The 17,218-nt window shown below is 59.0% G+C and carries 14 protein-coding genes, 1 tRNA gene and 1 pseudogene; 11 read left to right on the plus strand and 5 right to left on the minus strand.

Annotated features, from left to right (window positions below; translation table 11 throughout):
* Positions 1 to 10 precede the first annotated feature (10 nt).
* Positions 11 to 772, plus strand: coding sequence for a DeoR/GlpR family DNA-binding transcription regulator (locus FHR73_RS09535; protein ID WP_042135751.1), 762 nt, complete (start codon positions 11 to 13; stop codon positions 770 to 772).
* Positions 773 to 1,065: 293 nt separating this feature from the next.
* Here the strand turns inward: FHR73_RS09535 and FHR73_RS09540 are convergent, their stop codons facing one another.
* Together FHR73_RS09540 and FHR73_RS09545 are read right to left on the minus strand one after the other, a co-directional pair.
* The gene (locus FHR73_RS09540; RefSeq protein ID WP_183630697.1) at positions 1,066 to 2,394 is read right to left on the minus strand and encodes an APC family permease; all 1,329 of its coding nucleotides are present in this window, start codon (positions 2,392 to 2,394) and stop codon (positions 1,066 to 1,068) included.
* Between the two features lie 107 nt (positions 2,395 to 2,501).
* Positions 2,502 to 3,317: a carbon-nitrogen hydrolase family protein gene (locus tag FHR73_RS09545; protein ID WP_183630699.1), complete on the minus strand. Its 816-nt coding sequence runs from the start codon at positions 3,315 to 3,317 to the stop codon at positions 2,502 to 2,504.
* Positions 3,318 to 3,456: 139 nt separating this feature from the next.
* Here FHR73_RS09545 and FHR73_RS09550 point away from each other — a divergent pair, with 139 nt between their 5' ends.
* Positions 3,457 to 4,239 carry a LuxR C-terminal-related transcriptional regulator gene (locus FHR73_RS09550; protein WP_183630701.1) on the plus strand — a complete coding sequence of 261 codons (783 nt, stop codon included), beginning with the start codon at positions 3,457 to 3,459 and terminating at the stop codon, positions 4,237 to 4,239.
* Positions 4,240 to 4,328: 89 nt separating this feature from the next.
* Here FHR73_RS09550 and FHR73_RS22555 read toward each other — a convergent pair.
* Positions 4,329 to 4,743, minus strand: a pseudogene (locus tag FHR73_RS22555) (SDR family oxidoreductase); the annotation flags it as partial.
* A 258-nt stretch (positions 4,744 to 5,001) separates the two neighbouring features.
* Here FHR73_RS22555 and FHR73_RS09555 point away from each other — a divergent pair.
* The gene (locus FHR73_RS09555) at positions 5,002 to 5,337 is read left to right on the plus strand and encodes a hypothetical protein (RefSeq protein ID WP_160922928.1); all 336 of its coding nucleotides are present in this window, start codon (positions 5,002 to 5,004) and stop codon (positions 5,335 to 5,337) included.
* A gap of 330 nt (positions 5,338 to 5,667) precedes the next feature.
* Here FHR73_RS09555 and FHR73_RS09560 read toward each other — a convergent pair whose 3' ends face one another.
* Positions 5,668 to 6,015 carry a helix-turn-helix domain-containing protein gene (locus FHR73_RS09560; protein WP_007159148.1) on the minus strand — a complete coding sequence of 116 codons (348 nt, stop codon included), beginning with the start codon at positions 6,013 to 6,015 and terminating at the stop codon, positions 5,668 to 5,670.
* Positions 6,016 to 6,335: 320 nt separating this feature from the next.
* Between FHR73_RS09560 and FHR73_RS09565 the strand changes: the two genes are divergently transcribed.
* Positions 6,336 to 6,611 (plus strand): hypothetical protein, encoded by a 276-nt coding sequence (locus FHR73_RS09565; RefSeq protein WP_115946085.1) that lies wholly within the window; start codon positions 6,336 to 6,338, stop codon positions 6,609 to 6,611.
* 37 nt (positions 6,612 to 6,648) lie between these two features.
* On the opposite strand, the gene FHR73_RS09570 is transcribed toward FHR73_RS09565, so the two are convergent.
* Positions 6,649 to 7,770: an STY4528 family pathogenicity island replication protein gene (locus FHR73_RS09570; RefSeq protein WP_183630703.1), complete on the minus strand. Its 1,122-nt coding sequence runs from the start codon at positions 7,768 to 7,770 to the stop codon at positions 6,649 to 6,651.
* A gap of 674 nt (positions 7,771 to 8,444) precedes the next feature.
* Here FHR73_RS09570 and FHR73_RS09575 point away from each other — a divergent pair.
* The 7 genes from FHR73_RS09575 to FHR73_RS09610 all read left to right on the plus strand — a co-directional run bounded on the left by FHR73_RS09575 (position 8,445) and on the right by FHR73_RS09610 (position 17,197).
* On the plus strand, positions 8,445 to 8,732 hold the full coding sequence (locus FHR73_RS09575; RefSeq protein WP_183631587.1) for a hypothetical protein: 288 nt from the start codon (positions 8,445 to 8,447) through the stop codon (positions 8,730 to 8,732).
* Between the two features lie 226 nt (positions 8,733 to 8,958).
* Positions 8,959 to 9,035 (plus strand) — tRNA-Arg (locus FHR73_RS09580).
* 105 nt (positions 9,036 to 9,140) lie between these two features.
* Positions 9,141 to 10,223, plus strand: coding sequence for a site-specific integrase (locus FHR73_RS09585; RefSeq protein ID WP_260175671.1), 1,083 nt, complete (start codon positions 9,141 to 9,143; stop codon positions 10,221 to 10,223).
* A 708-nt stretch (positions 10,224 to 10,931) separates the two neighbouring features.
* On the plus strand, positions 10,932 to 13,133 hold the full coding sequence (locus FHR73_RS09595; protein ID WP_183630705.1) for a sugar kinase: 2,202 nt from the start codon (positions 10,932 to 10,934) through the stop codon (positions 13,131 to 13,133).
* A gap of 1 nt (position 13,134) precedes the next feature.
* Positions 13,135 to 15,102, plus strand: coding sequence for a hypothetical protein (locus FHR73_RS09600; protein ID WP_183630707.1), 1,968 nt, complete (start codon positions 13,135 to 13,137; stop codon positions 15,100 to 15,102).
* A gap of 33 nt (positions 15,103 to 15,135) precedes the next feature.
* Positions 15,136 to 15,852 carry a hypothetical protein gene (locus FHR73_RS09605; protein WP_183630709.1) on the plus strand — a complete coding sequence of 239 codons (717 nt, stop codon included), beginning with the start codon at positions 15,136 to 15,138 and terminating at the stop codon, positions 15,850 to 15,852.
* A 553-nt stretch (positions 15,853 to 16,405) separates the two neighbouring features.
* A complete protein-coding gene (locus tag FHR73_RS09610) occupies positions 16,406 to 17,197 on the plus strand; it encodes a hypothetical protein (protein WP_183630711.1) in 792 nt (263 codons plus the stop codon).
* Positions 17,198 to 17,218 lie beyond the last annotated feature (21 nt).

Here is a 17,218-nt window from a genome sequence, read left to right on the forward strand (position 1 = left end):
TGGATTCCCCATGAAGGTCGCCAAACGTCGCCAGGCCATCCTCGAACTGGTTCTCGCCGGTCACACCAACGTCGAAACCCTCTGCCGGCATCTGGGAGTGTCGGAAGCCACGGTCCGCCGCGACCTGACTGCCCTCGCAGAAGAAGGCCAGATCTTGCGGACCTATGGCGGCGCGACTCACATCGGCACCCGTGAGCCCGAGCCGTCCCTGGAGCAACGCAGCAACCAGTCCGGTCCGGAAAAGGCCCTGCTTGCCCGCGCCGCCCTCGCCCATATCAACGACCACGACACTCTGGTGCTGGACGGCGGCACCACCACCGCCGCCCTAGCGAAGCTGCTCAACGAAAGACGTGGTCTGCACGTCATCACCAACAACCTGCTGGCTGTGCCGCTGCTGCGTGACCTCCCTGAAGGCCATGTCACCCTGCTCGGCGGCGACCTGCGCCCTGGCAGCATGTCCACCTTCGGCCCGGCGGCCTTCACCATGCTGGAGCGGCTCTCGGCCGACAAGGTCTTCCTTAGCGCCGACGGCGTGGTGGCCGGCCGTGGCCTCTGCGAGGCCAGTACCGAGCAGGCGTACCTTAAGGAGCTGATGATCCAGCAGGCCGCCGAGGTCTTCGTGCTTGCCGACTCGACCAAGCTGGGTCGTGATCGCCAGCAACACTGGACGCCGCTCAAGACAGACTGGACCTTGATTACCGATGCTACGGCGACCGAGGTCCTGACCCCGTTTAGGCAGCAGGGCCTGGTTCGCGTCGAAGTGGTGTCCTGAGCGCTAACGCGCTGTCTACGCAGAGCCTTGGCGACAGGATCAGTCGTTGAACGCGGTAGGCGGCTGCGATCCACACGCCAGTTTCAGACCAGGCGTGCTCTGAGTGCCACCCCTAAACCGCTTCGCCGGCGCCTGACGCCAAGTATTGGCCAGCGCTTGGGCTGAGTGCATAGGGGCCACCTGCAGCCGATACGGCATTGGTTCGGTATGTGGCCACCCGGCGAAGCAGACGTACTCACACGCCTTTGCCGGCTTAGTTGGGTACCTACCCTGCGCAGCGAAAAGCGCGCTACTTACCCTTGCTCAGCTTCGAAGCTAAGGGCGGGCGGGCGGCTACGAAAACCTCCCGTCAGCCAAGCCAGATAGAGTCCACCGAGCATCAGCCAGCTGCAGCCAAGCATGATCGCCAAGCGGTCGAGGCTGATCATCAGCCAGAGCGTCGCCAACAGACCAATAAGCGGACACAGCAGATAGAGCACCAGTTGTAGGGGGCCACGCTTTTGGGGCTGACGCGCGAAGTGAACGATCACCGAGAGGTTCACCAGGCTGAACGCTAGAAAGGCGCCGAAGTTGATGAATGAGGTCGAGGTAGTGACATCGAGCCTCAGTGCTAGCAGCGCCACTACCGCACAGACCAGGATAGCGCCTACCGGCGTACCGAAGCGCGGGCTCAAGGTGCCCAGTAGCGCACGGGGCAGCACGCCATCGCGGCCCATGGCGAACATTAGGCGCGAGGCGCTGGCCTGCGCCGACAAGCCCGAGGTGAACTGGCCCACGATCAACCCGATCAGGAAGACCGACACAAACAGATCACCGCCGATATTGCGGGCGATCTCGTAAGCGGCCGCATCGCTGCTTTCAAATTGGGTAGACGGATGGGCCAACTGAACGAAATAGGCCGTGACCACGAAGATCAGTCCACCAATCAGGGTGATCAGCAGGATCGCCCGAGGAATGGTGCGCTGAGGGTCGCGGGTTTCCTCAGTCAGGGTGCTGACCGCATCAAAGCCTAGGAAGGAGTAGCAGGCTACCGCCGCGCCCGCCATCACCAGGGACAGGTTTACGCCTTCCCCCAGGAACGGCTGCAACGACAACAGCGGCTTGCTGGCATCGCCCAGCACGTAATGCACGCATAGCGCCACGAAGGCCAGCAGCACCAGAAACTGCACCAGCATCAGTACGCTGTTGATGCCCTTGGCCAGGTGCAGGCCCACGATGTTGATCACGCTGGTGACCAGGATGAACGTCAGCACCCAAAGCGCCTGGGGTAGCTGCGGGAACGCCGAATGGAGGTAGGCCGCGCCAATCAGCCAGATCGCCATCGGCAGGAAGAGGTAGTCCAGCAACACCGCCCAGCCGGCGATGAATCCGAGGTGATCGCTGATGCTGTGGCGCACATAGCTGTAGGCCGATCCCGCTACCGGAAACAGCTTGGCCATGCGCGCATAGCTTAGCGCAGTGAAGAACATTGCCACCGCAGCGGCCAGGTAGGCCGCCGATACGGCGCCGTGGGTGATCTCGGCAAGGATGCCGAAGGTGCCGAGCACGATAATCGGCGTCATGTAGGCGATGCCGAACAGCACCACCGCGCCTAGAGACAGGGATCGTTGCAGACGAGCCATTACTGGTTACTCCCATTTTATACGTTGTTATGGCAGGACCGAAGTCGGCAAAAGCGCGCGGCAAGGCCGCAAGGGGCGCGTCTGTGGCGCCCTTCAGAAAGGAAATGTCAGGGGATCAGTAGCTCACGCAGGCCATTGGCATGGTCGATACGCGTACCTGGCAGCGTCATGCGGCGCTCTTCCAGATAGCGGTAGTCACGGCGGGCTTCAGCTAGGCGATGAAAGTCCAAGGTAATGGACTGCGCGCAGGGCTCTCGACCGGCCTCCAGCAGCAGGCTGCCGTTGGGGTCGACCACCGCACTGCCGCCCGCGAATACCAGGCCGTCATCACCTACGCCGACCCGGTTGGTCATGACCGCATAAGCCTGGTTCTCCATCGCCCGCGCCATGATCGCGGTTCGGTGCGTCGGCCCGTAGGGGTCCATGTTGCCGTTAGTGACGATCAGCAGCTCTGCGCCGAGCTCGCCCAGGGCACGTGCGCTCTCCGGAAACTCGATGTCGAAGCACACCAGCAAGCCGACCCGTACGCCGTCCAGCAGCGCGGTAGCGTAGCGATCGCCCGGCGCGAACACGCCGCGATCCGACGCCCACAGGTGCGTCTTGCGGTAGGCCAGCACAATGTCCTGCCCGTCCATCAACACAGTAGTGTTATAGAACGTGCCGCCGTCGTCTTCGGCAAAACCGATGGCAACAGCCAGCCCACGCGCAGCCGCTGCCCTGCCGATGGCGGTCAGGCTCGGGCCATTCAAAGGCTCAGCCAGGGCTGCAACGTTTTCTGGCGTCGGAAAGCCCGTCAGGTAGGTCTCAGGGAACACCAGCAGGCGAGTGCCCGCCCTGCACGCCGCGATAGCCTGCAGGGCCTGGGCGAGATTGTGGGCCGTATCACCATCACGACCGGTGAGCTGAGCGAGTTCAACTTGCATGACGGGGCTCCGTTCTTGGTGTTGCATCAGGTGGGGGGCATACACAGAATGCGGACACCCCTCCGTCCGGAGTCGAGTATGGAGGCGGAGCCACACAGGCGGAATTACGCACGCGGGGTAACCCCATAGGGGTAGACAGATGACCATGACCTTGCACGACATCGCCTTCCATCAGACCGTGGCCGAACTCATCGAGGCGCTCGAACGCCCGCACTTTTGGCGTGCCATGACCCGCGCGCTGGCGCAGTACGTACATCACGACAGTTGGGTGGCCTTGATCTTTAGCGAGGGACGCCCGCAGGTGTTGGCTGAAAGTCCCAGCGACGACGGTGCACCGGACCGGCTCTTTCAGGACTACCTGCACGGCCTGTACCTGCTCGATCCCTTCTACATCGCCAGTCGCGAGAGCCAGCGGGAAGGTCTCGTGCGCTTGAGCGAAATTGCCCCGGACTGTTTCGAGCAAACGGACTACTACCAGCGCTACTTCAGCCTCAACGTGGTCGCTGACGAGGTCCAGTTCAATGTCGCCCTCCCCGGTGCTAGAACGCTGTGTCTGTCACTGGGTTCACGCCAGCGCTTCCAACCTGACCAGATAGCCCTGCTCTCTCTGGTAGCGCCCTGGGTTACCGCGTTGGTGCGCCAGCGCCTGCGCTACGAGCCGGAGCCCAGCGAGCCAACAGCCGCTCCCCCTTGGCAGGAGCGCCTTGAGCGGATGGCACGCCAAGTGGAAACGGCGCTGACCGGTCGCGAGCTGGAGGTGGCGCGTCTGGTCCTCAGCGGGTACTCCAGCAAAGAGGTGGCGCGCAAGTTAGCCATTTCGGCTGAGACCGTGAAGGTGCACCGCAAGCGCGTCTACAGCAAGCTGGGCATCAAGTCGCAGTCGGAGCTGTTCGCGGTGTTTCTGCAGGCTCAGCGCGGATGACGCCACAGATTTGCACCGCACAGTGCGATGAAGAAGGCAACCTGGGTCAGCATGACCATGAGGGGTCTCCTGTATGCGTGATGGGTTGATCAACCGGCGGTGACAGTCATGCCGCCATCGGCCATGACCACCGAGCCGACCATGAAGCTTGCGCGGTCCGAGGTGAGCAAGGCGACAATCTCGGCAGTTTCCTACGGCTGCGCAACACGGCCACTGGGCTCGGCGTCGCCGTGCTGGGCTAGATAACCCGGGCCGTCGCCGACCACATCATTAAGGATGTCGGTGACGACGTCGCCGACTCCGCCGCGTTGACGCAGATGCTGTGCTCTATGGCTTCGAGCGCGAACGTGCCGGTCAGTTGGGCTAGCGCGCCCCTTAGGCGCCGAGGGTGGGAAACGCACAGCCGGACGCGTATGAGGCCATGGTGACGATAGCTCCGGATTAGTTGGGCATCATTGTCTTGACGGCCTCGCGGCACCAGCATCGGTTGAAAGCGGTCGTAGCGAGGAAAGCCGGGAAGACGACTAGGTTTGCGCAGGTCGACACCGACCCGGAGTCGTTCGGCCGGGACCTAAATCAGCCACAGCCGCCAGGACCTACGTTCTTTGACCGACGACCGTGTCTGAGGGCCGGCGGATGTGGAAACGCGGCGCGAGTAGGTGGCGCGCCGCGCATGCTCACCGTGGGCCGGGCGCTGCCGCCCATCGTAAGAGGTGGCATAGCCCCCGCGTATTTTTTCCACCAATTAAAGATGGGTACTGCATGTCCAATAGACAAGAGCCGCCATTAGGGCTATCTGCGGGCGATTTCGATGAAGACCCTAGAGATCCGCGGCTCGAGCTGTCGCCTGCTGATGTCGCAGCCGAAGCGGAGCAAATTGCTCGGTACCAGGCTGAGCTGACGCTGGAGAAGACTCTGCTGGAGATCGACAAGCTCAACATCGAACTCACAGAGCTACGCGTCGACTCATTTCGAAAATGGGCCACGCTTGCAGCAGTAATCACAGGTATTATGATCACGCTTATATCGGCCTTGAATAAGGCCCCGGAGGCGCCGCCCTCCAAAGGAGTAGCGCATGAACGCACAAGCCATAAATGAGTCGAGACGCCGTCGGGTCGAAGCCACACGCGCTGAGGTTGACGCGGTCCTTGAGAAGTCTGCCAGGTACCGTAAGCGTCAGGCCAATCCTCTGTGGATCGCGGTGCCCGTACTCACCGGCGCGGCCTTTACTGCTGGCGTAGCCTATCTCGCCCACCTGCTCGTGTAACTCTGTCGCCGGTGAAGGAGCCCTCTCGCGAGGGCTTTTTTGTGCCCGCTATTCCTTCAAGCGCACAGACGCCAGGTCCCGTGGAGGAGCCGGCACTGCTCCTTCCCAGGCACCTGCCTGAGAGCCTAAAGGTGCGGGAATCAAGCACCCTAGTCGCTCGCTCAACCGCGTCCCAGTCGCTGAATCAGACTTTCAAGCAACTCCATGACCAGTTGGCGATCCTCGGCACTGAGGGTAGCCAGGCGCGTTTCGAGATGCCGGGCCTGATCCTGAGGACGGGCACTTGCCTCGGTCAGCAGGTCCGCTGCTTCACAGCCGAATACCTCCGCCAGGGACAATAAGCGCTCGATGTTAGGCATGACCAAACCGCGCTCGATGCGCGATACCGCCTCGTTGCCTATCCCCAATCGTTCGGCGATCTGCTCTTGGGTGAACCCGCAGCGAATGCGCTGCCGAGCAATAGCTCGCCCCACCAGACCTGCCAATGCCGCCGTATCGTACTCAGCCATGACGCCCTCCCTTCAACCTCAATGGTCGAGCGACACCCTGTTGACATGAAGAACATTTCAGGTTGAATATCAACCTATAGGGTTGTCTTGCTAAAGCTCGCCTAGCTGCTCATGGGCAGCTAGTGAGAGGGCTTGAATCCTCTTGGTCACCAGAGACATGGCTGGCTCGGCACCTTGGGCAATAGCACTTGTAAGGCTGCTGCTAACGCTGAGATACCTCCAAGCCAGCGAGTGCAGGCTGAAGTGCTGAGCGACCTGCCCGGACAGGATCGATTAATCGACCCCCAGACGGACGTTAGGAAAATCGAGGTATACGCATCATGACGCACACCAAGAACACGCGGATTTATCCGCTCCCGCAGAAAGGTATCGACGCCAGCTACTTCGCAAGCGACTTGTCGGACCTTTCAGATGACATCGAGCTGCGCTTTTCCATACTGAAGGACCTACTCGATCAGCTTGACGCGTGCACCCTGGAAACAGACTCGCTTCGCGCCACGATTATCAAGATGACCGCGCAAGATCTGTTGGATGAGATGGTCATCATCCATCGCCGCAGCAAAAGCATTACGAACGCCTCCGCACTGGGCCTATGAGCAGTCCAAGCCCGCAGAGTGGCTCGATAAATCTTGATTAACCGCCACTGGCTTCTTCGCCGCGCTGCTCGGACCGAGCTTTGATGTCGTCTAGCACACGCGACACCCTGACAGGCATGTTGAGCATCTTGCGAAGCGTCGCAATGTGGTTTTCAGCGACTTCGGGCGTTGAGCGCTTTGCGGGGACTACTCGATGTGCCGAGCGTGGACGATGGCCCATGCCGAGGTCTCTGTTCGCCACGGTCTGCACTGCCGGCCTGTCCCGCAATGCATAAGGCCGGAAACCTCCCGACTGCGCTCGTCTGATCAAGCCAAAAGCATAGGCCACCACGTTGCGTACCCCGCCGCTACGGTGTCTGGCGTCGAGCTCTGCCAACACCTGCTGACGCTGCTCCAAGGACAATTCATCAAGTGCCGTCAGCAGCTCCTGCAACTGCTCCTCATCAATTCCCGCGAGACAGGATGGAAGCGGAGCATTGCCCTTCGTGTTTTCCAGCTCTGAAGGATACGTACGTACTTTATACGTCTTACTACTGTACGTACTGTATTGGCCAATTGGTTCGTCGTGGACTTTGTTGGTCTGTGGCAGACCGGTTTGGCCTAAGCCGGACTCCACAGGTACCGCCCCGGAGATAGAGCTCCCAAACTCGCTTGGGATAGAAGCTCCAATAGGCACTGCCTCTTCACTGCGCTCACCCTGCGTGAACGCCTGACTTAGATGCTGCGCGATCCGCTGGATCGGATGCCCAGCCTCGTGCAGGCACGCTTGTAATAGACGGGCAAGCGTCTGGTCGGCAGTGCATGCCTGATCAAACGCTAAGGCACGCTCATGCACCCTGTAGCGCTCGCTCATCACCTTGCCCGTCATGGGGTCACGCTGCACACCGATCAGCGTGATCCAACCCGTCAGGCGCAGCACTTTCAGAACACGTCGCGCCGTCTCATAGCCCGCTCGCTGCCCTAACGGCGTGGTGGTGAGATAGCGTCGTAGCTGGCTCAGGCTCGTAAGCGAACTGACACCATCCGGGCCGCTCAGCACGCGCAAGACCTGCCAGCCGTTGCGCTCCAAGGGCGTCAGGCGCGGATCCACCAGCAGTGCGGTTGGCGTCGTGACCCAGTCAGTCGATGCGTAGCGCTCGTGTGCGGAATAGCTTGCCATTTCCTCTCCCCTACCAAGGCCTTTCGGCTGCCAGGCGAGTCTCTTTGGCACCAACTGGTCTGTCCCGGATAAATCCGGTTTGGCCCGTTACCGAATTTCTGTTGCATACCAAATGGTCTGCTGTAGACCAACATAGATGAGTCAGAGGTGGGGAGAGCCCCCTAGCTTCACGGCGGAGAAAGTCTAGGACTGTCTGGCAAGGCAAAGATTGGAACCAGTCTGGATGGCCTGACCACCAAACGGTCTTCACCCTGCCGCATGTCGCTCGTAATTAACGAGCCGCGATCATTGCTTGGTAGAGCCAAGGACGCTTGTGACCGGTTGCGGTCACGATTTGAGCGAGGTAGATTTGCCTGGTCATGGTCAATCCCATGACTAGGTGTAGCAACCTAAAGCGTTCGAGGCGCGGTAGCGCCATAGTCAGGGAGTCGTACGTGCGCGTATTGGCTTCATGATTCTATGGCGGGCCGTGTAGGGCAGGCTTTTGCCTGGCCGGTTCCCTCGGACGCCGGTTTGCTACCCCTGCACGGTCCGCCTCCCTTACCGTGTAGCAACGGCGGGTGGCGGCTCCTTAATCGTCCGAGGAGCAGTTAAAATGCCTATATCTCCTTTTAAGCCCGAGCTCCGCCTCGGCGCTACTTGCATGCCATATACCTCTACAACGGAGGTGTGCCATGGCTGAGAAGAAGCCCTGTGTCATCCCTTTCCCTAGCAAGCCAATCGCGCTTAACCAAATGGACCTTTCCACTCGGTCTATCGAAGCCGATGCGGATCTTCGTGCCTCGATGCTAGGTGACCTGCTAGTTCAGCTGGCAGAGCGCGATTCCGGTCATTCTGACGAGCTGCGGCTAAAGGTTGCCTGCAACATCGCTCAGGAATTGCTAGACGAGATGGTCACGCTATATCGCCGAGCGATCTCTAGTTCCCGGTGCGCCAACGCTCAAGCGACTATCGTCGATTAGAAGTTTTGACTGGGATGGTCTTTGACTGTCCCAGCCTAAAAAATCTTCACCCCTACACCTATAAAATTTTAGCGCCTAGCGTCTCATCTCAACGCTAGTGGTCGTTAAATGGTTAGACATATACACGCCACTACCACGCTATATAGGGCACTGCCCTCCGAAGGCAATACTCGTCGAGTTGAGAAGGGTGCCAGCTAATGTTCAAATAGACCGCCGCAACACATACGCACCAGTAGCTTAGCTGGATAGAGTACCGCCCTCCGAAGGCAGGGGTCGTGGGTTCGAATCCCGCCGAGTGCGCCATGTCCTTTCCCTTGTGACACAAGGGTTTAGCGCTTCTGACAGAAACCTGTCCTAGTCCTGAAAGTCGTTTTTGCCACAAATTTGCCACACGCAAGTGTGGCGGGAATGGTCGAAATGGCAACAATCAGGAATCGCGGCGAGTATCAGTGGGAAGCGCAAATTCGCCGTAAGGGCTATCCAGCCCAGCGCAAAACCTTTGAAACCAAAGCCGATGCCCAAGCCTGGGCACGCATGATCGAAAGCGAAATCGACCGGGGCATCTTTGTCTCTCGCGTTGAGGCTGAACGCACCGCCGTTCATCAACTCATTGATCGCTACATCTCCGAGATCGCTCCGAAACACAAAGGCGCGTACTCGGAAATCAAACGACTCGAAGCGCTCAAGCGCCATCCGTTGGCAACGCGCATCGTCGCCACCCTCACCTCCTCGGATTTTGCCCGCTACCGTGACGAGCGCTTGAAGATTCGCAAGGGCAACACGGTGAAGCGTGAGCTGGCTTTGTTCCAATGCGTAATCGAGGTCGCCCGCCGCGAATGGGGTATTCATCTCGCAGAAAACCCCGTGCGGATGGTTAGCCGCCCCCGCTACAACGACGAACGCTCGCGGCGGCTCGATCCGGTTGAAGAGCAATACATCCTCAGCGCGTTGGAGCTGTGCGAACGCCGTTCGGACGGCACCTATGCTGATGCCTCCCACAATCCTTGGATACGGCCCATTGTCCAGATAGCGATCGAGACAGCCATGCGCCGTGGCGAAATTTTCGAGCTGCGCTGGAAGCATGTGAACCTGGACCGCCGGACCGCGCATTTGCCAGCGACCAAGAATGGATTGCCGAGGACAATTCCGCTCTCACCGAACGCCATCCAACTTTTAAAAAGACTACAACGCTCGCTGTGCGGTCGAGTCTTCCCCACCACCACAGACGCTCTCAAAAAGGCTTTCGTAAGAGGTCTGGAGCGTGCGCGGGCAAAATACTTGGCAGACTGTGATCAAGCTGGTGTGGTGCCCCAAGGGGATTTCCTGCTGGACCTACGTTTTCACGACCTGCGGCATGAAGCTACTTGTCGGCTTGCCACCAAACTGCCGAACCTCATCGAGTTGGCTAGCGTGACTGGGCACCGTGAGGTCAACATGCTCAAGCGGTACTACAACATCACGGCTGAAGAGTTGGCGGCGAAGCTGGCGTAATAGGTGAGTTCCAAAATGCGGACGCCGTCGCGTATGCGTCTGCAGAACACACCTTCCCAACCCACACGCCGAAGGCCATGGTGTCCCCCTAATTTAAGTGGACGCCATTTCTGGCCCCTCGAGAGATGTGCAATTTGCCAATGTTTACGATGTTTAACCGGTGCCTAATGGCGCCTTAGCAGAGGCTTGAGCCGTGTACTGGGAAACTAGCATGCATAGTTTTTGGGGGATTGGACGCGGGTAACCGCGTCTGACTACCCAACAACCAGATCAGGGCGTAGGCGCTCGGTCGAACTGGCTCTTAGCTGGATCGCTGCGCAGCGGCAGACGAACTGCGGCGATCATGAGCCTAATCCAGTCGGCGCGCATGAACAGGCATGATCCGTACGCGTAACTCAAGGGATTGCTGATGCGGTTGCGGACTTAGAAGGTCAATGGGATTGGGCAACCGCTGCCGCATCGGTAGATGCCGGGCTAGCCTGCACAAAGCCTATTTCCCTCACGCTTACTTTTGGGCGACGGAATGTGGCTGTGATGCTCAAGTATCTATATAGGGGGCCGATAGAGACTAGCGTCTACGCCCTGATGCCGCTACGCCGCAGTGCCACGCTAAGCACATTCATTTGCATTGCTTAGGCGACCACTGGCCAGCGCTTGTGCCGAAGCTCGAATGCTGCGGCGCCTTGATGATTGAACGAGGAAACCACAGTGACCCTGCAGTCCCCGGAAGCCCTGCTTGAACACCTGAACAATGCCTTACGCCATCTACGTGGCGCCTGCACTGTCTTGGACAGTGATGACATTGACAGCAAGCTGTTGGCCGTGATGCGCCGTTTGCTACTGGCTCAGGTAATGGGCGACACCTGGGTGGTGGCGGTGGGCGGCTCCCAAGGGGCGGGCAAAACCACACTGATGGCCAGTCTGTACGGTTTGCTCGATGCCGAGCAAAAGTGGCTTGAGGGCAACGAGGGGCGCGGCGAGAAAATGCCCGTGTTAATCCTCGAACAAGACGGCGTGAAGCAGGTGCAAGGCTTCGTGCGTCGCCTGGTGCAGAATGAGAGCGCAGCAGGTTTCACGCTGCAGGATGTACAGGTTGAAGAGGCCGACTTTCAAAAAGCAATCAGCGACCCTAATGCTGAGGACCTACTGCCGGTGTTACGGGTGCCGCGGCGCTACTTCAACCGTGACAACCAGGCCTGGCTGCTGCTGCCCGGATATGAGCGGCAGGACCGTGAAAACCGCGCCTGGCAAGAGCTGATGCGCCAGGCCATGATCGCGGCCGGCGGCTGCATCGTGGTCACTGACGAAACCCGCATGGCCAACCAACAGCAGGTCGAGATCGTCAAAGACATGCTGGCAGGCGAGCTTGCCGGTGTGCACCCCTACGTAGTGGTTACCAAAACCGAGGCCAGCCAGGGCGACGACGCCAAGCGCCAGCAACTGCGCAACACTGCACAAGCCACGTTTCAAGTGGCGCCAGAGCGTGCCGAGACGCACATCATCCTTACCGGCACGGACGACCCTGCATACGTTAAGCAGTGGATAGAGCAGTTTGAGCGCGCACTGTACAACCTCAACTTCACTGGGCAGGCCAACCGCCACCTGCAGATCAGTGACTTGTCCGAGTTGCTAGGCAAAGACCTTACGCGCGTGCTCGGCCTGATCAGTGGCAAGGCGCAGTTGTACTTCAACAATGACACCAGTTCCGAAGGCGCGCGGGTGCTGGAGCTTGTACTAAGCGAGTTCGACGATGCGGCGCAGGCCCTGCGTGAAGAGCACCTAAAACAGGTCAATGAAGTGGTGGGCCATGCGCTGGACCGTGCCAGCAAAAAACTCGACGAAGCTCTCAAGACCGACCACGAAGGTTTCAAGAACTGGGTATCGAACGTGTTCGATACCACCAGTGAAACCAGGATAAAAATGAAGGCGTTGGTCACCAGCGCCTGGGCTGATGGCGCCGCACCACTGTTCACCCAGTATTCGCGGGAGTTAGAAAAACTGACGGCCAAACGCTTGGGCCGAGACGCCACAGCACCTACCGCAGGGGTCGCAAAACCATTGCTGACGGCAGCGCCGTCACGTGCGCTCAAGCAGGTCGGCTATATGCATAGCTCTGGGGAAATGGTGCGTTTTAATGCGCTGACGCCTGACGCCACCCACGATGTTCGGCAACTGCTGAGTGACCCTGTGCAGGATAGCAATGTCGTCTCGCAGCCGTTCAGCAAGGCGCTGAGCAAAAGTGTGAAGCTGATCCCGGCGCTCTCGCTGGAATACACCCGCTTGGTCTATGCGTTACCCGAGGTGGTAGGGCTCAAAGACGGCCTAGTGCCAGCCGATGCTGTACCGGCCGGCAATCTGGTTGAGGATGGTGTGCAAAGCCTGGGTGCAGGCGTTGAGCTGGGTAAAACCGCTATCAAGTCGTTGGCAGCAGTGATGGCGGTGGATGTGGCCAGCGATGGCAAGGCCGACATCCTCAATACCCTGCTTGGCAACACCCAGATCACCAGTGATGACCCAGGCGTCACCCTGCCTACAGTACCGCTTTCGCCGCACCCGGTGGCGATTGCAGCGACTGCCGCCGTTGCTGCGGCGTACCTGACTACGGTTGCAGTGACGCGGCTACGTTCGTTCGAGAAAGCCACCAGCGCCCAGGCGCATACCATGCTGCATGGGGTTCACGATGCCCATGTCGAGCACCTACGTGTGCAATTCGATCAGACTATGGCGGTAGCCCGGGCGCGCATCGTCGACTCGGTACGCGCACGCTACAAGATGGACGAAGCCTTGATGCTCAAGGATCGCCTAGCGTGCGCGCTAACAACGGTGAAATCACTGGCCGGCGACCTGCGCCATGACCTCGATGCCTCGGCCACCGGCCTGAACGTGCTTGCGGCCGGGCGCGATGTTTGAGATGTCGCCTGAACGCGCGCCCAACCTGGCCTTGGCGCACTGGCATGGCCTGAGAGCAGAGGATCCGCAGTGGGCCCTACGCGCCTATGCTCGGCTGGTGAGCACCTTTAGCTCGCAGGTGCAGCAGCGCTTGCAGGTCAAGGAGGCTGAGGCTGAGCCTTACGTGGTGGTGTTCGGCAAAACCCAGGTTGGCAAAACTACGCTGCTGCTCGACCTTATGGGGGTCGCCCCGGCGCAGATGACCAGGGTATCGACAGTGCTACGCGGTGGTCGCGAAGCCGGCCAGTCGGCGACAGCCACCACCATGGAGTACTGCCGCTCTGCCAGCGAGCAGTGGGGCCTGGGGTGCCAGGGTGAGCCTAAGTGGTTTGCCAGTGACCAGGCCATGGCTGAGGAACTTGGCAGTCTGCGCGCGCGCATGGAGGCCGGCAAGTTGCACACCAGCACTGCGCCTTGGGTAGTGCACATCCCAAGGGGCTGCTTTGTGGCCGATGCTAAAGGCCCGGGGGTACGCATGCTCGACCTTCCAGGAGACAAACCGTCCAACGAGCAAGAGCAGCGGCACGTGCATCTGATGGCCAAAACCTACTTGCCATTCGCAGACTTGATTCTGCTGGTGGGACGAGGTGATGACTTAAGCTTTTTGCGTGCCGGCGAACTTGCGCTGCCGGGCATCGAAGACTGGCAGGCCATGCCCTACCGGTTTCGGATCGTGACCACCTACTCGTACTTTGCCAAATCGGCGAAGGACTTTTTGCGCGAGCACCCCGATGCCGGCACGGCGCAGGTACGCCAACGGCTGTTAAACGAGGCACAACGTTTCGGCGCATTCAGCGAAGCGGCGCGGCAGAAGCGGTTGTTCTTCCCGCTTGAGTTCGGCAATAGCTGGCAGAACACCGCCAAGGATGACCCCCTGCTGCACACGCGCATGGCGCCGATCATTACTGGACTGCGCGATGAGCTACTGTCACAGATCCGCAGCAACACTACCCCCATGGGGCGCGTGCTCAGTACGCTCCAGGCCCACGTTAGCGTGCGCTACATTCAACAGCAGAAAACCTGCGCGGTTGAGCACGCGCTCAATGTGCTGGCCACTCGCCGGGATGCATCGGAAACCGAGGTAAAAAGTTGGGCAGCACTGAGCGAATCATCTACAACGCATTTTAAGGAAATATGCGACGTCATGGGCACACAGCCATGCCAGCAAGGCATTGCGGCCATCGACGCAGCGGCCGAGGCGTTGCAGGAAGACCTTGAAGAACACTACTGGCCGAAGGCCGGTAGTGTGGAGGACGATCGTGAAACCCTTTACACGTTGATCAGGGACTACCGCCGGGTACTGGCAGCCCTGCGCTTGGAAGTTATACCAGACAGTATCCCACCCAACTTTTGGCGGCAGGTGCGCAAGCAGTTCAACGAACCGTCAGCGCGCGCCATCGACAGTGCGCTGGAAGCTGCCTTTGGGCAGGTGCGCGGCGTACTCAACGGCTATTGGTTCGACACCTACCTGTCATCCGACAATTACCAGAAGGACCGAAAGCACGTACGTGCGGCCGGCACCGAGGCCCTAGAGCTGTTGGCCAGCCTATGGAAAAACCAGTGGCTCGAAGCCCTTATGGATACCGACCGTGCATTTACTAAGGCCACCAGCGCCGCTCACGCCCAGGCCGATGCGCACAAACAGGAAGCTGAGCACGCACTGCAACGACATCGCGTTATTACCCAGGCCATCGCCGAAAACGCCGCTGAGCTTGAACGAATTGCTCAGGATTCCAAGGATGACCTTGAGCGCTGCGAACGCTACGTTGGGCTTTTGAAAGACGAGTACGGCACTGAGCTTTGTCATCGCTACACCACGGCGCTAGCCGATGTCGAGCCGGTCGATTCATTGCTGGGGCTGTTGTCCTGCGTTGCGCTACGCCATCAGTACGCTGAGCTCATGCAGGTGTGCGGACCCGCGGCTGTCTGAGCCTCCAACATTCACTGTTTTAGAGTACCCATCGTGAGCGACCAAACCCAGGAAAAAGAAAATAGCCTTGCGGAGTTGATGGGCAGGATCTTAAAAGAGCCGCTAAAGCCGCTGGATGAGTCGGTCAGAGGCTTGAAGGATGAGCTTGCCGACATCAAAGAAGAGATTGAACACACGAAAAACTCCGTCGTCAGCGGTGTTGTCGAGGTGCTGAACAAACACGAGCGAAGCTCTAAAAACCGGGACGAAGAAACGCTGGAAGTTCTTCGCACCAGCCTCTCTGAGCAAGCGCAGGCGCTGGCGGGTACCGTAACCAGTCTGCAAGAGCATCTTCACGAACAGCAGGCAAGCTTGGCTGCCATGTTGGCACAGTGGCAAACCCATGCGAGCGCCGCCTATACCGAGCAGACCGCGAGCATAAACACTGCCGTCGCCGGCATCAGCCAGCGCCTTGAACAGCAGCAAAAAAGTACCCAGGCAGCGCAGCTAGCACTGCTCGGCGCCCTGAAGAGCGCTGCCGAGCACTCACAATCGGCCATGGCTAAAACCCACCATGACGGCCAAAAGCTGCGCGAGGCGTTTTCCGCCACACAGGCCGAGTTACTTGGCGCCTTGCACCAACAGGCCGAGGTGTTCAGTACCCGCCTCGACCAGAGCCAGGCTAAGGTACGTCAGCTAACCATCATCATTGGGGTGGTTTTCGGCTCAATGATCGCGTACGTAGTGTACGACCTGTTGGGCCGTGTCTAAAAATGTTTGTGAATCGCAAATTTGGCTTCGAGATGGCAAGGTCATTTGGGTATGAAGCCCTAACCAGTAAGTTCAGTCCCACCTAAAGCAAAGCTTGGTCGTAGTACCAAAATTTTCTAAAAGCTCGTTAAAAAACTGTCCTAGCTGGGTGCATCTAAACAAGTGAAAACTGATCTCTCAGATCAATTGAGAGATAACCAGATGCCAGTAGATTACGAAACCATTCAGAAAATACAGAAACTCGGTGATGACGTTCTCGTTGGTGTTACAGAGGTAGCCGCATTGACCGGGTTCAGCGTACTTACCGTACGCCAGCGGAAGCTGCCTGGCCTTGAGCCGGTACATGGATTATCAAGGCTTAGATGGAGGCTTGGGGACCTCAGGATCTGGATGCATACTGGAGATACGAGCACTCGCCCCCAACCTCCAAGGAAGGTTGTGCCTTCACAGCCGAAGCGCACGGGCAGACCTACGAAAAAGGCACAAGTAGAGGCGCGTCAGTGATCAATGCTTCCATCCAACCTCAATTTTTGCATGCGGGGAAGCAGTGACCATGGGCAGACAGAGAACCATCAGAGACCAGAACTTCTGGCGCTCGCCACGTCTCATGAATTGTACGACCGAAGATAAGGTTGCATTGCTTCACCTATTGACCGCGCCTGACAGCAACATCACTGGTGTCTACCCGCTCGTGCCGCGCATTGCGGGCGCAGAGCTCGGATGGACCGCAGATCAATGGCTACAGGTTATCCATCGGCTGCAAGATGAAGACCTTGTCAGGTATGACCACAGCCGCTTCGTTATCTGGGTGCGCCTTTGGTGGGACCATCATTCGGCAAGCCAAGTAACAGGTCCGAGACTGAGAGACCGCGCGGTCGGTGAAATCCGCCGTATACCTGGCGAATGGCTTGGTGAATTTCTAAATGACTTCAAAGAGCGACTGACCGGCGATCAGCAGCGCCTGGTTGAGGATTTGCTCCAATCAGACCGCATACGCGCACCTGAAGAGGTATCGATACCACAGCAATGCGGTATCGATACCCTATCTACTAACGCCCGCCCTAACAACAAACCTCAACCGAAAACACTAACCGAAACGTCGAGCGTGAGCTCCCGTGAGCTGGATATGTCGGGCATCCCTTCCGAATACCAGACTGATGTACACAGGGGGATAGTAAAAGCCATGACCAGCGGTAAGCTCAGCTTTGCGCCCCAGTTGGTCGTTGACGCGATAGCTGCAAATTACCGCTCGGCCTCAAGAAAGCCACAAAACGCAATGGCCCTCACGCTGTACTTAGCAGAGCACCTGAACAACGCTCCCTCAGCCAACCGCTTAAGGTCGTAAGCTCGTTCAAACGAGAAGCGC

Source organism: Pseudomonas sp. AS2.8 (genome assembly GCF_014190935.1).
In the GTDB taxonomy this organism is placed as follows: Bacteria; Pseudomonadota; Gammaproteobacteria; order Pseudomonadales; family Pseudomonadaceae; genus Chryseomonas.